The organism is Plantactinospora endophytica, assembly GCF_016862915.1.
Taxonomy (GTDB): Bacteria; Actinomycetota; Actinomycetes; order Mycobacteriales; family Micromonosporaceae; genus Plantactinospora; species Plantactinospora endophytica.
The window spans coordinates 61114-77488 of record NZ_BONW01000042.1; the positions used below are offsets into that span (position 1 = coordinate 61114).

A 16375-nucleotide genomic window follows, 5' to 3' on the forward strand; every position below is an offset into this window, starting at 1 on the left:
AAGACCCTGCGGTTGCCCGACGTCGCCGGTCCGGCACGGGGTCCGGGCACGGAACGGGGCCGCCGCCGACGGATGCCGGCGACGGCCCCACGGACCGATGTGCTGTTACGGTGCGGCGGCGGGCGGGACCACCTGCACGACCGCCCACTGGTTACGCTGGCCGGGCTGGAGCAGGTCGAACCGGACGCCGAAGTTGAGCGCCACCTCGCCCGGGTTGCCGGTGCCGGTCAGCACCCCGCCACCCAGGTCGATGCCGTACTGGCTGCGCGCCGGCTTGCCGTTCTTGTCCACGATCCGCGTCGAGTAGGGCGCGTTGCCCTTCGACGGCAGCACGACCGAGGCGTCGGCGTCCCGGAAGAACAGCGGGTTCGCCGCGTCGAGATCCGGCCGGTACTCGATGCCCGGGGCCCAGCCCTTGCTGTCGGTGAAGGACTTCACCCCCGGCTGCGCCTTGATCTTCGTGCAGTAGGCGCTGAACGGCTCGTTCGGCGCCTCGTAGCACTCGGTGAACGGATAGGTCTTGCCGAAGCTGAACGCCGCGTTGGACGACTGTGGCCGCGACGGCATGTTGTCCAGCCCCGACGGGTCCTTGGCCGCCGCCTGGCCCTGCCGGCGCATCGGGTCGAAGTGCGAGTCCACGATCAGCAGACCGCCCTTGGATCCGACACTCGGCAGGTCGAACAGGTTGTTCAGGGTCAGGTTGAGGTTGCCGTAGCTGGTGTCCCGGTACCAGACGAGCATGCCGGGAGCGTTGTACGGCACCCGGTCCACCTTCCAGGCACCGTCCCGGTTGTAGTTCGTCTGGTACGCGTACTTCAGGCCCTCGTCGAAGCCGTCGTGGTTGCGCCACTCGGCGAGGTAGTAGTGCGCATAGGAGAACTCGCCGGGCGAGATGGTCCAGCCGGCGCCGGTGGTGTTGGTGAAGGTGCCGACGGTGGCGGTCCAGCCGTTCGCGCCGCCCTCGACGTCGTCCGACCAGGTGGTGGTGCCGCCCGAGGTGACCGAGAAGTCGTCGGTGAACCAGCCGGTGTCCTCGAACGCGGCGTCGGTGGCGTAGCGCAGCCGCAGTTGCACGGTCTGGCCGGCGAAGGCGGTCAGGTTGACGTAGTCGTGCCGCCACTCGCCGCCGGTGCTGCCGGTCAGGCCGTACTTCTTGTTGCCGTAGTCGCGCAGCCGGCCGTTGGGGTCGGCGTCGCCGTCGTCGGTGGAGACGAGGTTGCCGGCGGCGTCGAAGACCTTCTGCTCGGCCCAGGTGCCGCCACCGTCGGTGGACACCTCGACGAAGCCGTAGTCCCAGTCCTCCTCGATCGAGTAGTTGTTCCACAGCCAGAACCGCACGTCACCGCCGGCCGGCACGTCGAGCGTGCGGGACAGCCGTACGTCCGCCCAGGACTGGTCGTTGCTGGTCCACCACTGGCCCTCCCCGCTGTGCGGGGTGGAGAGGCTGATCTGCTTGGCCGGCAGGTTCACCCGGACACCGTCCTCGGTGCCGACCGGGGTACGCGAGGTCTGTCCCAGCTTGACCCGGGCCGGGTCGTCGCCCGGGTTGAGGATCACCGGATCGGCCCAGCCCAGCACGAACTTGTCCCACAGGCCCATGTGGGTGGGGATGCCCTGGAAGATCGGGCCGGTGTGCGAGCCGGCGGACATCAGGTCCCAGAAGTCGACGTCGGACTCGCCGCCGGAGCCGATGTCGTAGAGGTCGGGCAGGCCGAGGTCGTGGCCGTACTCGTGGGCGAAGACCCCGACGCCGGAGTCCTCCGGCTGGACGATGTAGTTGCTGATCATCTTGTCGGTACCCGGGATGGTGTGACCGGGCACGATCGCGGACGAGTGCGCCCAGATCGCGTACGGGCCCTCCTTGCCGCCGCCGCCCGACTTGTCCTCACCGGCGTGCACCAGTACCAGGTGGTCGACGACGCCGTCCGGCTCGTTGAAGTTGCCGTCGCCGTCGGAGTCCGCGACGTCCTCGATGTCGTAGTCGGCCCACGGGAAGTTCGGGTTCTGCGCCGCCAGCACGTTCACCGCGTCGACGCCGAGCGCGCCCGGCCCGGCCGGGTTGTCCGGGTGCCCGTTCATGTCCTGGCTGGCCCCGGCGACCCAGACACCGTCGGACTGCGTGCAGGTGTCGGCGCCGTACCACGCCTCCGAGTGCGGCACGGTCACCCAGGGGGTCGCCTCGCCGTCCACGGTGTACGCACCCTTGGACATCTCCAGGTACATGTTGCGCATCGTGTAGCCGCGCAGGTCGATGCCGCGCTTGCCGTCCGGGCCGCGCAGGTCGGTGCGGACCCGCTCGGTGATGCCCTCCCGGCTGTAGAGCATCTTGTTGTACAGCTCGGTGGAGAAGTCCGGCACCCACATCGAGTTGTTGTCCGGGTGCGACGCCTTCGCCGGGTTCGGGATGTTGTTGTGCAGCGGCCCGTTCTGGACGTTGCCGGGCACGCAGTCCCGCTCGTTCTGCGGCGTGGTGGCGTCGTCGAAGGTCGCCTGCGGCACCATCACGCCGCTGAAGTCGTCGTTCGCGTTGGGGTTGAACTCGACCAGGATGGTCAGCAGCTTCGCGACCTGTGTCTCGTCGGCCTGCTTGTAGCGGATGTGCCGGGGGTTCTTACCGGTCCGGATCGCCTCGGCCTCGGTCTTGGCCAGCCCCCTGGCCGCGACCGGGTTGCCCTCGGAGAACTTCCGACCGTACACGGCGACCGGATCCGGGCTCGCCTGCTTGACCTTGCGCTTGCCGTTCTGGACCACCACCTCCGGGCCGTCGCTGGGCCGCTCGACCTTCGCGTCGACGTAGTTGATGTAGTAGTCCCGCTCCGTCGGGTTGAACCGGGCCGAACGGTCGGCGGTCGCCGGCCCCGCACTGCCTACCGCCACTCCGGCCGCCGCGACGAGCAGCACGGGTACGGTCACCAGCGCCCGTCTCTTCCCGCCTGCCCATCTCATCCCCCCGCCGAATATCCGTCCTTGCACGTCCCTCCCCTTCCGCGCGTCCCTGAGCGAAGAACTCACCCGACGCATCCGCCCGGATACGCAGGCAACGACAGGCACGCTATGCGACGGCAGAGTCATGGACAACCACCGTTGTCCAATCGGCGGCACACAAGAGTTTCAACCGGACAGTTCGCGCTCGGCCCTTCAGCACGGACGTTTCCGGCAGGCGGTCGTGCACTTCTGGGCGACGGAGGGCCGCCCGGGTAGCCGCGCCGACGCCCCGTCGCCCACCGCTGTCCGGAGTGCTCCGTGGGCTGCCGGGGCCGGGCCGGCGCCGACCGGGCCGGTTGATGCAGCAGTCGTCCATGGTCGGCGGCAGCGGCCGTCGGGCTGGTGCCGGGCCTTGGGCGACCGGCGGGTCGGTGGACCGGAACGTGACCTCCGCCGGGACGCCGCCGCCACGCCGGGCCAGAACGTGGCACACCGGCTGACCGACGTCGACGCCGCGGCCGTCCGCGCAGGTGAGCGAAGGTTTGGAAGTTTCTCGGCGAGTCCCCGTTATCTGGACGTCCATCGATGCATCAACTACAGTCCCGGTCCACAGGAAAGCGCATTCCCATCCGCACCCACCACCGTCCACGCTCCCGGAGGTCCCCAGATGACCCAATCCACCCTGGCGGCCGGGCTCGCCCGTCCCGCCGGACGCTGGCGAGCGGCAGTACTCGCCGGCGCGACCACGCTGGCCGCCGTGGCGACGATCGGCATCGTCGACGTCGGCACCGCCTCGGCCGCCACCGTCGACACCAACGCCAATTACGTGATCATCTCCCGGCACAGCGGCAAGGCGATGGACGTCTACAACTGGGCCACCAACGACGGTGCCCCGATCGTCCAGTTCGCCCGCAACGACCTGGCCGTCCAGCAGTGGCGGTTCGTCGACGCCGGGAGCGGCTACTACAAGATCCGCTCGGTGCACAGCGGCAAGGTGCTGGAGCTGCCGAACTCGAACGACGGTACCGGCCTGGTCCAGATGACCGACAACAACAACACCCGGCAGCACTTCCGGCTCGCCGACTCCGACGGCGGGCACGTCCGGTTCATCAACCGGCACACCAGCAAGGCCCTGGACGTCTGGGAGTGGTCGACCGCCGACGGCGCCCCGATCGCCCAGTTCGCCGACCTGAACGGCGCCAACCAGCAGTGGCGGCTGGTCGTCGTCACCGGTGGCGGCACACCGCCGACGAACCCGCCGCCGACGGGTTCCTGGCCCACCCCGACCGGCCAGGTCGGCGTCAACGGCACCATCTCGGTCTCCGGCACGCTGGACGGCGGGATGCGACGGTACTGCTGCATCGGCGACGGCGGCCAGGAGGAGAGCCAGGACCCGATGTTCAGCCTGGCCTCCGGCGCCACGCTACAGAACGTCATCATCGGCGGGCCGGCCGGCGACGGCGTGCACTGTGCCGGGCCGTGCACCCTGCGCAACGTCTGGTGGGAGGACGTGGGCGAGGACGCCGCCACCTTCCGGGGCAGCGGATCGCCGAGCTTCCTGGTCGACGGCGGCGGCGCGCGCAGCGCCAGCGACAAGGTCTTCCAGCACAACGGGCCCGGCACGCTGACCATCCAGAACTTCCAGGCCAGCAACTTCGGCACCTTCTACCGCTCCTGCGGCAACTGCTCGACCCAGCACCGGCGCAACGTCGTCATCCGCAACGTCACGCTGACCCGGCCCGGCAACACCGTCGCCGGAGTCAACGTCAACTACGGCGACACCGCCCGGTTCACCGGGATCACCATCGTCAACGACTCCGGCCGGTCGATGGTGATCTGCCGCAAGTACAACGGCAACAGCAGCGGCGACGAGCCCACCCAGGTCGGCACCGGCGCCGACGGCACCAACTGCATCTACTCCGCGTCCGACCTCACCTACCGGTAGCAGCCGGGCCGCGCCGGGCGGGCCCGCGCCTCCACCACGCGGGCCCGCCCCCGGTCGACCACCAGGGAGTTCCTCGAATGTCTCGACGACTGCACCGAACGGCACTGACCATGGCCCTGACCGCCACCGTCGCCGCCACCGGAGGCGCCACCCTCGGCCCCACCGTCCCGGCCCGGGCCGCCGCCTCGACACTGGTCGTGGCGACGAACGGCAACGACGCCAACCCGGGCACCGTGAGCGCGCCGCTGGCGACGCTGGGCCAGGCGGTCGCGCTCGCCACCCCGGGTACGACCATCGCGCTGCGCGGTGGCACCTACCAGTTCGGCACCAACGTACGGATCATGAAGGACGGGACGTCGGCGAACCCGTACACGGTCACCAACTACAACGGCGAACGGGTGGTACTCGACGGGGAGAACCTGCCGCACACCCCGGCGCCGCTCGGCGGCAGCATTCCCAACCTGGAGCGCGGGGTGCTGCACATCGAGGCCGACTACTGGCGGTTCCGGGGCCTGGAGATCATCCACGGCCCGTACGCGATCTTCTGCCGGGACTGCAACAACAACGTCTTCGACCGGATCGTCGCCCGGGACAACTACGAGTCCGGGGTGCAGATCCAGAGCGCGTCCAGCAACAACCAGGTACTCAACCTCGACGCGTACGGCAACCGCGACCCGCGCAAGAACGGCGAGAGCGCCGACGGGCTCGCCATCAAGGAGGGCTCGGGCACCGGCAACGTCGTACGCGGCGCCCGGTTGTGGAACAACTCCGACGACGGCTTCGACGCCTGGCTGTTCACCTCGCCGATCCTGGTGGAGAACTCGGCCGCCTGGGGCAACGGCGTCAACCGGTGGAACCTGCCGGACTACGTCGGCGACGGCAACGGCTTCAAGATGGGCGGCGGCGACCCCGACCCGCCGGCCAACCACACCATCCGGAACAGCGTCGCCTTCGACAACGCGGTCGGCGGCTTCATCGACAACGGCAACCCGGGCACCATCACCGTCGACCGGAACAGCGCCTGGCGCAACGGCGACGGCGGTTTCAAGTTCGCCAACTCCACGTCCCGGCTGACCGGGAACCTCGCCGTCGCCAACGGCGCCGGGGTCTCGCTCGGCTCCTCCACCGCGACCGGCAACTCGTGGAACATCAAGGGTTCCTGGAGCGCGTCCGACCTGGTCAGCACCAACTCGTCCACGTTGACCGGCGCCCGCGACACGAACGGCAACATCCGTCCCTCGGACTTCCTGCGCCCGCGCAACTACCCCCAGCTCGGCGCCCGGCTGTAGCCGGTCCCCGACCGGCCACCGGCCCGGCGAAGTCCCTCGCCGGGCCGGTGGAGTCCGTCGCCGCTTCGGCCACGGGGTGATGGCGGGTTACGGGGACGTGATCGAGTACGTCACGCCGGCCTGGGTCGGGAACGAGACGACGTCACCGCTGACCGTCGGCGTCACCGTGCCACCGCCGGACCGGGTGACCACGACCGTCCGGCCCGGCCACGGGTTACGCAGCCGGAGCTGCCGACCCTGCTCGCTGGTCACGTCCACATAGCTCACCCGGCCGCCGGTGAGCTGGCTCGACACCAGGAACGCGTCCCGCTCCCGCAGCTTGACGAAGCTGGCGTCCCGGCCGGTCGGCCAGACCGGGAACACCGTCACGATGCCGTCGTCGCTCTGCACCAGCAGGTTGTTCACCGCCTCGGTGGCGCCGGACTTCTCCAGCCCGTGCCACTCGTCGCGGATCCGCAGGTTCGGGTCGGTCTTGGCATTGATCTGCGCCTTGAGCCGGTCGATCAGGCTCTGCGCCGGATAGCCCACCCGGGCCGCCTGGGTGAACACCTTCGGGAAACTGTTGTCCTGCCCCCAGGAGTTCATCGCGTCCAGCGTGTCGATCGCCCGCTGCCGGTCGGCGGCCGGCGAGTTGATCCCGAGCGCCTCGCCGGGATGGATGAACTCCAGGTTGACGGTGTTGTCACCGGGCCGGATCGCCCGGCCGTCGGAGACCGTGCCGGGGTCGCCGAGCGCGTACACCGTCCTGCCGTTGTACGTGGTGGTGGCGATCGGCGGGAGGCCGTTGAGCATCTGCTGCCAGAGCGGGCGCGACCCGGCGTCGAGACCGAGTTCGTTGCTGGCGGCGAGCAGCGAGGTCAGCAGGTAGCGCAGCATCCCCACGTCCAGGCTCGGGTTACGCGCCCAGGTGCCCTCGTGCGGCCCGCCCCAGGTGGTGTACCGGCCGGTCGCCGAGTTGTACTCCATCCACCGGCTGAAGAAGGTCGCCACCTCCTTCATGAACGGGTACGCCCGGTTCTGTAGGTAGCTGCGGTCCCGGGTGTAGTCCCAGTACCGGATGAACTCCACCACGGCGAACAGCGAGTTGCCGACCTGCTGCCAGTAGTTGGTGTCCGGGGTACCGCCGAACGGGCTGATCCCGACCGGGAAGAGCACCCCGCCGGGGATGCCGCCGGTGCCGAACCGGGGCGTGACGTAGTCGGACTTGACCCGTTGCAGCTCCTGCACCGACAGCCGCCGCGCCTCCGGCAGGTAGCTGGTGATCGCGTCCATGAACGGCATCGCGAAGTCGGCCCGGTTCGACGAGTACGCCCCGTAGAAGTTGGCGTTGAAGTTGTAGTTCATGTGGTAGTCGCCGCTGAAGTACGGGTCGTCCTTGGTGATCCAGAGCCCGTACAGCCCCGGCGCGGTCTTGCCGTTGCGGCTCGCCGACCCGAGGAAGTACTGGGCGGCGTAGTAGAACCGCTCCAGCACGTCGTCGTTCAGGTCGACGTAGGAGCGCAGCCAGTACTGCTTCCACCACTCGACATGCTGGTTGTAGAGAGCGTCCAGGCCGGTACCGGTCTGCGCGTCGGCGAGGCTCCGGGCGCTCGGCGCCGGATCGGCCGGGTTGGCGCCACCGCCCGCGACGGCGGTGGTCAGCCGTACAGTCTGGCCGGGTTGCAGGTCGAACTGGAACCGGGCGGTGTTGCCCGACGAGGTCGGTGCGCCGACCGGGCTGGTGCCGACGATCCGGCTGGCCAGCGCGGCCCGGGACACCCAGCGGGAGCCGGACGGGGTGGTCCGGGCCGCCCAGGTGGTGCTGCCGGAAACCCCGGAGGTCTGGGTGAAGCCGCCCGTCGGACTTGTCGCACCCGACCAGGTACGCGCCTCCAGCCGCACCGGCGCGCTGCCGGTGGACCGGATCGAGGTGACCAGCACGTTGTCGTTCGCCGCCAGCCAGGTCTTCAGCACCACCGGCTGGCCGCCGATCGTCATCGTGGTGTCGACCTCGCCCCGGAGGATGTTCTGCTCCTCCAGGAACGGCCCGCCCGGGTCGCCGCCGCCGGGGCCGCCGCCCGCGCCGTAGAGTTCGAGCTGACCGATCCGGGCCCGTGGGTTCTGCTGCGAGTCCGGCGTGCTGCCCTGGGTCGGCTCGCTGACCACCAGCCGCACCCACCGGGCGGTACGCGACGCCACCGTCCGGTCGGTGACCGCCGCCGTGTTGCCGGTGACGGTGTCGATAGTCGTCCAGTTCTGGTTGTCGGTCGACGTCTGCACCTGGAAGTCGCGGGTGTTGTTGGCCGTCTCGGCCGGCCGGGCCGCGCTGTCGTGCCGGACGATGTACCGGGTGAACGTCTTCGCGCTGCCCAGGTCGACGGTGAGGGTCTGCGGCTTGCCGACCTCGGAGACCCAGCCCTCGTAGCCGCTCCCCCACTGCCCGCTGACCGCGCGGGCCGGCGGGAACGACGGATGCGAGCTGGTGGCGGTGGCGGTCGCGCCGAGCGCCAGGTTGGTCGAGCCGGAGCTCCCGCTGGCGGCGGCCAGGGTGACCCCGCCGACCGGGGCGACCGCCGGCCCGGGATTGCCGCGCCAGAAGTTGCCCTTCGAGACGAGGAACGTCTTCACTCCGGTGGAGCCGGCGGAGGTGACGCCGATGTCGCCGTTGCCGAGCAGGGCGGTGCTCGGCATTCCGTTGACGATCGAGTTGACGTAGGACTGGTCGGTCCAGCGGCCCTTGATGTTCGCGAGCAGCGACTGGATCGCCGCCCACTGCTGGTCGGGGGTGGGTGTCGCGGCCTGGGCCGGGCCTGAGACGACGCTCAGGCCGGCAACGACCGTGGTGACGACAGCTCCGGCGAGGATCCGCCGGAGGTGTCGCGGCCGTCGTGGGATCACGGGGGTTCCTTCCTGGTACGGCGGGATCACCGCCGGTCGAGCCGGGCGTCCGTGTTCGGCGGGCAGCACCCGCCTGGCACGGACGGCACCCGCTTCGGCGGGCGCCGCCTGCCTCGGCAGCGCGGAGCTGCGTCCGGCAGGCGGCGCCCACGCCTCAGCGGGCGGCTCCTGCCGGGGCGGGCAGCGGTTCGGGGGCCGGCCGGAGGTTCAGGTTGGCCAGCACCCCGATTCCCGGATCGGGGGCGGTGACCGTGGCGGGACGGGGGACGGAGGAACTGAGCGAGGTGTAGCCGGGCTCCACGCCGAAGAGGCCCGCGATGACCGCCTCGGTGGTGGCGGCCCCGGCGATGGAGTCCCGGTTGGCGACGCCGCGACCCGCGACGCGTACCACCGGATCGGCGTCCGCCGAAACGCCGTCGCCCGACGGGACACCGCCGGGAACGATCTCCATCGCCTGTCCCCACAGGGCGCCGGAGGCGGCCCGTGGGGTCCTGCGTAGCACGCCGACCGCGAGGTCGGGCCGGCCGAGTTTGGCCAGCCCGTACGCGGTGACGCCGGGCCAGGCGCCGAACGCGCCGCCTGCCCCGTGGTCCGGCCGGTCGGAGAACGGCGCGATCGGGTCGTCGGCCGCCAGGGCCCGCATCCACGGGCCGGCGAGCAGCGAGTCGACCACGAACGCGACCATCTCGTCGCGGCGGTCTTGTGGCAGGTCGTCGTGCAGGGACGCGGCGACCAGCCCGAAATCGAGGACGTGTCCGATGGTGTCGCGCCCGCCGGGGCGCGCGATGTGCCACCGGCCGCCGCCGGCACAGAGACCGAGTACGGCACCCGCCAGCTCGCCCGCCTCGGTGTCGGCCCGGTCCGCCTCGTCGTCCCGGCCGAGGAACCGGAGCAGTCCGGCGTACGAGCGGAGCATGTGCACGTACGCGGCGTTGAACGAGGCCATCGCGTGCACGTAGTTGGGTACGCACTCCAGCACACCCCAGGCGTCCGGCCCGTAGTCGGCGAGCACTCCTCCGGTGGCGGCGGTACGTCGACCGGCGAAGCCGTACGCCAGCCGTTCGACGTGTTCGAGCACCGACCGGTCGCCGGCCGGCTCGGCCAGGAACGCCACGTCCCCGGTGACCCCGACGTAGTGCTCGACCAGCCGAAACAGCGAGTAGTCGTTGGAGACGTAGTAGTTGCCGAGCGACCCGCCGCCCCACACGTCGAACCCGAACGACGCGTCGTAGTGGCCGGAGAGTGCCCGGAGCAGCCACTCCCGCAGCCCGGCGGGCTCCAGCATGGCGTACATCCGGCTCCACTCGGTGTGGTCCCAGAAGTAGGTGGTGGTGGCGCCGAGCCTCGGCCCGCCGGTCAGAAAGACCGGCCGACCGCTCCGGCCGACCCGGATGTTGCGCATATAGAGCACCAGCAGCGCACCCATGTAGTAGGCGCGGGCCAGCTCCGGATCCGGGCTGTGCAGGGTCGGCAGGTGCCCACTGAACTCAGCGTTGTCCGGGGTGAAGGCGCTGCGCCAGAGCTGCCGCCAGGCGTCGGCGGTGGCGGCCAGGGCGGGCTCGATCGCCCCGGCCGCCCGCCGCGCGGCCACCGCCACCTGCTCGGCGTCGGTGCCGTAGCCGCAGGCGACGCCGAGCACGATCGATTCGCCGGGCCCGAGTTCCCGCCGCCACGTCGCCCGGCCGCCGGCCCCGTCCGCCACCAGCTCGTCCGGGGGTACGCCGAACGCGTACCCGGCCCGGGCCGGTGACCGGCTGTCGACGATCGCCAGCACGCCGTCCTCGACGCTGGACCGCCAGCGGGCCGCCCGGGTCCAGTGGCCGGTCCGGGCCACCTCCCGGCCGTCGAGGTGCAGGCTGGCGTGGTCGGCGTCGAGCCGCACCCGCAGCCGGTGCCAGCGGCCGGCCGCCACCGGCTGGTCGGCGAGTTCCCGTTCACCGCAGATGCCGAGCCAGAGCCGACCGTCGGCCAGCCCGAGCTGGAGCGAGTCCGGATGGTTGCCGTGGGTCAGCAGTACCCCGTCATGCCCGGGATCGTCGGCCCGGAACTCCAGCCCGAACTCAAGCCCCGGGGCGAGCGGAAACGCCTCCAGGGTCAACTCGACGTCGTCGGTGAGTACGACCGGTCCGGGGTGGTCCAGCAGCAGGCTGTCGGCGGCGCCGGAGCGGCTGTCCGGCCCGGTGCAGCGCAGGTCGCGGACGGCGCCACGGACCGCCGAGGTGTGCGGGTAGACGGTGTCGGCGCTGACGTGTCGGGGCAGCTCGAATTCGAGCAGCATCGGCGCGGTCTCCTCGTCGCGCTGGATGCCGGGCGGCCGGGGCCGGCCCAGCCGCAGCCGCCGGGGCCCCGAGCCGAGCAGGTACGGCGTCCGCTCCGCACCCGCCCGGGTGGTCTCCCGGATCCGTTCCAGCGCGTGGTAGTCGTACTGGTCCTCGGCGTTCCACGGGACGGTGTGCAGCCAGCCCCAGCCGGTCTCGGAGTGTCCGATCGGTGCGAACAGCTCCTGGGTCACCTCGACGGTGGCCGGCTCGGCCCGCTCGTTGGTGACCTCGATCCGCCAGAGCAGCTCGTCGGCGTCGTACGCCAAGCTGGTGTCGGTGACCACCGTGACCTGCGCCGAGCGGTGTTCCCGCCGGGTCCCCCACGGCTTCCAGCGGTACCGCTGCGCCCCCAGCGCCGCGCCGTCGACCCGGAGCACGCCGGTGTGGTAGCCGCCGGAGAAGGGCGGCGCGGCCAGCCAGGAGACCGAGCTGAGGTCGTGGTTGACGTGCGCCTGCCCGCGTTGGTTGCGCAGCGACGGCAGGTGGTGCAGCTCCTCGGCCGGTACCTCCTCCCCGGCCACGTCGTCCAGCTCGGGAACTCCCGGCACGCCCCCGGCGATCCCGGTCACTTGCTGGCGCCCGAGGTCAGACCGGCCACGAACTGCTTCTGCACCGTGAGGTAGCCGAGGACCGGCAGGATGCCGGCGAGGAACATGATGCCGAAGAGCTGGCCGTAGTCCACTGAGTACTGTCCGATCGTGAGGTAGAGGCCGGTGGTGATGGTCTGGCCCTGGAGCGGGCCGAGGATGAAGAGCGGGTTGAGAAAGTCGTTCCAGATCCACAGCGTCAGGAAGATCACCACGGTGGCGGTGGCCGGCCGGACCAGTGGCATCACGATCTGCCACCAGACCCGCAGCCCGCTGGCGCCGTCGAGTCGGGCGGCCTGGATGATCTCGTCGGGGACGGAGCGCATGAAGCCGACGTAGACGAAGACCGCGAACGAGAGGTAGCCGCCGCCGAGGTTGGACAGGATCAGCCCGGGATAGGTGTGGTCGAGCCCGATCCAGGTGAGGATCTTGATGGTCGGCAGCAGGGTCACCTGCGGCGGGATCATCAGGCCGGCGGCGAAGGCGACCAGGATCGCCGCCTTGGTGCGGCCCCGCCTGCGGGAGATGTAGAAGCTGAACGCCGAGCCGAGCGGCACCAGCAGGGCCACCGAGACGACCGCGACGATCAGCGAGTTGCGCAGCCCGAGCGGGATCAGGTTGTCCGGCCGGGTCAACGCCTGGGTGACGTTCTCCAGGGTCGGCGGCCACGGCGGGGTGATCGGGTTGGCCAGGATGTCGTCCTGGGACTTGAACGCGTTGACCAGCATCAGGTAGATCGGCGCGACGAAGACCAGCGTGACGGCGGCGGCGACCAGGATCCGGAACCGGCCACCGAACCGGCGGGGCCGGCCGGTCGGCCGGGCGCCGGCCCGCTCCGGCGGAACCGCACCGATCCCGGCGGCGAGGCTGGTCCGTTCCCGGGTACCTCCGGACGGGGCGACGGTGGTCACAGGCTCACCTCCCGGCGGCGCAGCGCTCCGGTGACCGTCAGCGCGACCAGTGCGGAGAGCGCGAGCAGCAGCATCGCGACGGCGCTGGCGTATCCGACCCGGTCACTGGTGAACGCGAGCTTGACGATGTAGAGCGCGGTCGACTGGGTCGAGTTGGCCGGCCCACCGGCGGTGAGTACGGCGATGATGTCGTAGAGCTTGAGCACGGTGATCAGCGAGATGGTGACGCTGATGGTGGTACCGGGAGCGATCATCGGCCAGGTCACCATCCGGAACCGCTGCGTACCGCGTACCCCGTCGAGCGAGGCCATGTCGTGCAGTTCCAGCGGAATGCTCTGCAACGCGGCCAGGTAGACGACCGTGGTGAACCCGCTGAGCACCCAGGCGACGACGACCCCGATGGAGAAGAGTGCGGCGTTCGGGCTGCCCAGCCAGGGATAGGGCTCGTCGAGGACGCCGATCTTCAGCAGCGCGGTGTTGAGTACGCCGTTCTGGGTCAGGATGGTCTGCCAGACGAATCCGACGATCACCCCGGAGAGCACCTGCGGCAGGAAGGCGACGGTACGCATCACCCGGTAGCTCAGGTTGGTCCGGTTGAGCAGGATGGCGAACCCGACGCCGATGGCGTTGGCCGCGATCGTCACCCCGAACGCGAGCAGCAGGGTGACCTTGAGGCTGGCCCGGAGCTGCTCGTCGCCGACCATCTCGGTGTAGTTGCGCAGCCCGACGAAGTCGTTGGTGGCGCGGAGCGGGTTCTCGTTGGTGAAGCTGCTGCGCAGGCTGAGCAGCAGCGGCAGCACCAGGAACACGAGGTAGAGGCCGAGGGCCAGGGCGGCGAGCAGGGCGAGGCCGCGGTCGGGCGTTTCTCTTCGGCGTCGGCGGGTGCCGGGCATCTGGTCTTCTCCTTGCAGCGGGGTGGCCGGGGGCGCTGGTCGCCCCCGGCCACTGCCGGTTCCTACTGCGTGGCGGTCTTCCACGCCTCGTCGAGCTTCTTCATCTCCCCGGCGACGTCGTCACCGGAGAAGAGGGCCTGCGCGGACGCGTAGAAGGCGTCGTTGAGGCCGGGCGGCAGCGCGTCGTCGTTGGTCGCCCAGCCGATCGCGTTGACCTTGTTGTTGTCCTGGCCGACGTAGGCGTACGAGTCCTTGAAGACCTGGCTGACGGTGACCCCGTAGTCGTCGAGGGTCTTGCCCTTGATCATCGGGAACGCGCCGTCGGTCTCGATCAGCGCCTTGAGGTTGGCCGGGTTCAGCGACCAGGCCCGGCCGAAGTTCTCCGCCATCGCGCTGTCCTCGGCCTTGGCGCTGATCGCCATCGAGCCGCCACCGACGAACGGCACCACCACCGAGCCGTCGTCGGTCGGCCACGGGAACGAGCCGAAGTTGTCGGCGTTCTCCTTGGGTACCGAGCCGAGGAACCAGCTTCCCATCGGGTACATCGCGGACTTGCCGCCGGTGAACCGGGTGATCGAGTCGGCGTACTTGACGCCCAGCGCGCCCTTGTCGAAGTACCCGTTCCCGACCAGCGTGCGGTACTTCTGCACCGCCGTGACCACGTTCGCGTCGGCGAACTTCACCTTGTCGGCGTAGCGGTCCTGGAGCCAGTTCTTGTTCTTGCCGAGGATGTCGGCGCTGACGATGCCGACCAGCGGCATGCTGGCGGCGAACGGGTCGGCGCCGCCGAGTTCGATCGGGGTGACGCCGGACGCCTTGAGTTTGGCGCAGGCGTCCAGGAACTCGGCCCAGTTCTTCGGCGCGGCGGTGATGCCGGCCTTGGTGAAGAGTTCCTTGTTGTAGTAGACCTGCGGCACGATCTGCGAGTTGGTCGGCGGGATGTAGACCTCGCCCTTGAGGGTGTTCGCCGAGGGCAGCAGGAAGTTGGCGTCGATCCAGGTCTTGTCGTACGGCTTGAGCAGGCCGGCGCCGACGAAGTTGGACGGCGTGATCGACTGGAGCAGGTCCGGGAACTGGCCGGACTGCTGGAGCTGCTTGGCGTACGCGTCCCGGTCGGTGCTCGGCGCGACGATCTTGTTGATCTTCGCTCCGGGTACCTCGGCCTGGGCCGCCGCGATCGAGTCGTCCCAGAACTTCGCGGTGAGGCTCGGGGTCTCGAAGACAAGGTAGGTCAGGGCGGTTTCGTCGCCTTCGCCCCCTGCGCCCCCGCCGCCGGAGCAGGCTGCGGTGAGGGCGAGGAGACCGGCGGCGCACGCCGCGAGGAGCGGCTTCCGTATCAAGGGGTCCTCCTACGGACGGGCTTTTCCAGGGAGTACGGGTGGGATGACGCTGGGGTGACGCGTGGTGCGGCGCTGGCCTCGGGCCTCGGGCGGCGGCGGGGGTGGCGCGGCTCGCACTAGGCAGGAAGATCAGCGTGAGATAACGTTATCCCGCAAGCTAGGGAAGTTTCGACAGAGTGTCAAGAGTGTTGCCGGAGCGCTGCCCGGAAGTGGCGCCCAGAGGGGAGGATCGGGCGATGACCGAGCGGGTGGCTGCCTCGTCCGGCCGGAGTGGACGGCGGAAGCGGCCGACCATGCTCGACGTGGCCCGGGAGGCCGGCGTCGCGCTCCGCACCGTGTCCAGAGTGGTCAACGAGGACCCGACCGTCGGCGCGCACCTGGCCAGCCGGGTGCAGGCGGCGATCACCGCCCTCGGCTACGCCCCCGACGAGCGGGCCCAGCAGTTGCGCCGGGGCACCAGCGGCACGGTCGGTGCCGCCGTACGCAACCTGGCCGACGCGCACCCGGTGCTGAGCGCCGTCGACCACGCGGCCCGGGAGGCCGGGCTGGCCGTGCTCGCCATGTCGACCGAGGACGACGAACACCGCGAGCGCGAGGCGGTGATGTCGATGTGCCGGCGTCGGGTGGACGGCATCGTCATCGAGCCGATCGGGACGAGTCACGACTACCTGTCCGGCGAACTGGCCGCCGGGCTGCCCCTGGTCGCCGTCGACCGGCCGACCGGCGGAGTCGAGGCCGACGCCGTACTCTCCGACAACGCCGCCGGGATCGGCATGGCGTACCGGCAGCTCGCCCTGCACGGCCACCGCCGGATCGGCTACATCGGCGACGACGAACGGATCTTCACCGGCCGCGAACGGGCGGCGGCGTTCCGGGCCTGCGTCGCGGCCAGTGGTGGACCGCTGGACGGGATGACCCATCCCGGGGTCTTCTCCCCGGCCCGGATCTCCGCCGCACTGACTGCGGTGCTGACCGGGCCGGCCCCGGCCACCGCGCTGATCACCGGCAACGTGGAGACCACCATCGAGGTACTGCGGCACCTCGGCGCCGACGCCGGCCGGGTGGCCCTGGTCGGCTTCGACGACTTCCCGCTCGCCGACATCCTGCGGCCGGGGCTGACCGTGGTGGCGCAGAACAGCGCGGTGATCGGGCGTACCGCCATCGACCTGCTGGTGGCTCGGTCGGCCGACCCGGCCCGGCCGGTCCAGACGGTGACGGTCCCGGTCGAGCTGATCCCGCGCGGCTCCGGCGAGCTGCCCCCGCCGGACTGAGCCGTGTGACGGCCAC

General features: G+C 70.6%; 9 protein-coding genes. 3 read left to right on the plus strand and 6 right to left on the minus strand.

Going from position 1 to position 16375, the window contains the following annotated elements; translation table 11 throughout:
- Positions 1 to 105 precede the first annotated feature (105 nt).
- Positions 106 to 2913: an immune inhibitor A domain-containing protein gene (locus Pen02_RS35245; protein ID WP_239141814.1), complete on the minus strand. Its 2808-nt coding sequence runs from the start codon at positions 2911 to 2913 to the stop codon at positions 106 to 108.
- 679 nt (positions 2914 to 3592) lie between these two features.
- Between Pen02_RS35245 and Pen02_RS35250 the strand changes: the two genes are divergently transcribed.
- Complete coding sequence (locus tag Pen02_RS35250; protein ID WP_203870523.1) at positions 3593 to 4870, plus strand: pectate lyase; 1278 nt, start codon at positions 3593 to 3595, stop codon at positions 4868 to 4870.
- A gap of 77 nt (positions 4871 to 4947) precedes the next feature.
- Positions 4948 to 6159, plus strand: coding sequence for a right-handed parallel beta-helix repeat-containing protein (locus tag Pen02_RS35255; protein ID WP_203870524.1), 1212 nt, complete (start codon positions 4948 to 4950; stop codon positions 6157 to 6159).
- An 87-nt stretch (positions 6160 to 6246) separates the two neighbouring features.
- Here Pen02_RS35255 and Pen02_RS42705 read toward each other — a convergent pair whose 3' ends face one another.
- The 5 genes from Pen02_RS42705 to Pen02_RS35280 form a co-directional block, all read right to left on the minus strand.
- Positions 6247 to 9036, minus strand: coding sequence for a discoidin domain-containing protein (locus Pen02_RS42705; RefSeq protein ID WP_203870525.1), 2790 nt, complete (start codon positions 9034 to 9036; stop codon positions 6247 to 6249).
- Between the two features lie 154 nt (positions 9037 to 9190).
- Complete coding sequence (locus Pen02_RS35265) at positions 9191 to 11905, minus strand: laminin G domain-containing protein (RefSeq protein ID WP_203870526.1); 2715 nt, start codon at positions 11903 to 11905, stop codon at positions 9191 to 9193.
- Positions 11906 to 11922: 17 nt separating this feature from the next.
- The gene (locus Pen02_RS35270; protein ID WP_239141816.1) at positions 11923 to 12855 is read right to left on the minus strand and encodes a carbohydrate ABC transporter permease; all 933 of its coding nucleotides are present in this window, start codon (positions 12853 to 12855) and stop codon (positions 11923 to 11925) included.
- Positions 12852 to 13748, minus strand: coding sequence for a carbohydrate ABC transporter permease (locus tag Pen02_RS35275; protein ID WP_203870527.1), 897 nt, complete (start codon positions 13746 to 13748; stop codon positions 12852 to 12854). The genes Pen02_RS35270 and Pen02_RS35275 overlap by 4 nt, the downstream gene beginning before the upstream one ends.
- Positions 13749 to 13810: 62 nt before the next feature.
- Entirely contained in the window at positions 13811 to 15088 is a 1278-nt protein-coding gene (locus Pen02_RS35280) for an ABC transporter substrate-binding protein (RefSeq protein ID WP_203870528.1), read from the minus strand.
- Positions 15089 to 15324: 236 nt separating this feature from the next.
- Between Pen02_RS35280 and Pen02_RS35285 the strand changes: the two genes are divergently transcribed.
- Positions 15325 to 16359, plus strand: coding sequence for a LacI family DNA-binding transcriptional regulator (locus Pen02_RS35285; protein WP_239141818.1), 1035 nt, complete (start codon positions 15325 to 15327; stop codon positions 16357 to 16359).
- Positions 16360 to 16375: the final 16 nt, after the last annotated feature.

Bases quoted from the DNA above. Each gene is read 5' to 3' on its own strand.
- Pen02_RS35285 (WP_239141818.1), top strand. From the start codon at position 15,325: ATGACCGAGCGGGTGGCTGCCTCGTCCGGCCGGAGTGGACGGCGGAAG.
- Pen02_RS35275 (WP_203870527.1), bottom strand. From the start codon at position 13,748: ATGCCCGGCACCCGCCGACGCCGAAGAGAAACGCCCGACCGCGGCCTC.
- Pen02_RS35255 (WP_203870524.1), top strand. From the start codon at position 4,948: ATGTCTCGACGACTGCACCGAACGGCACTGACCATGGCCCTGACCGCC.
- Pen02_RS35250 (WP_203870523.1), top strand. From the start codon at position 3,593: ATGACCCAATCCACCCTGGCGGCCGGGCTCGCCCGTCCCGCCGGACGC.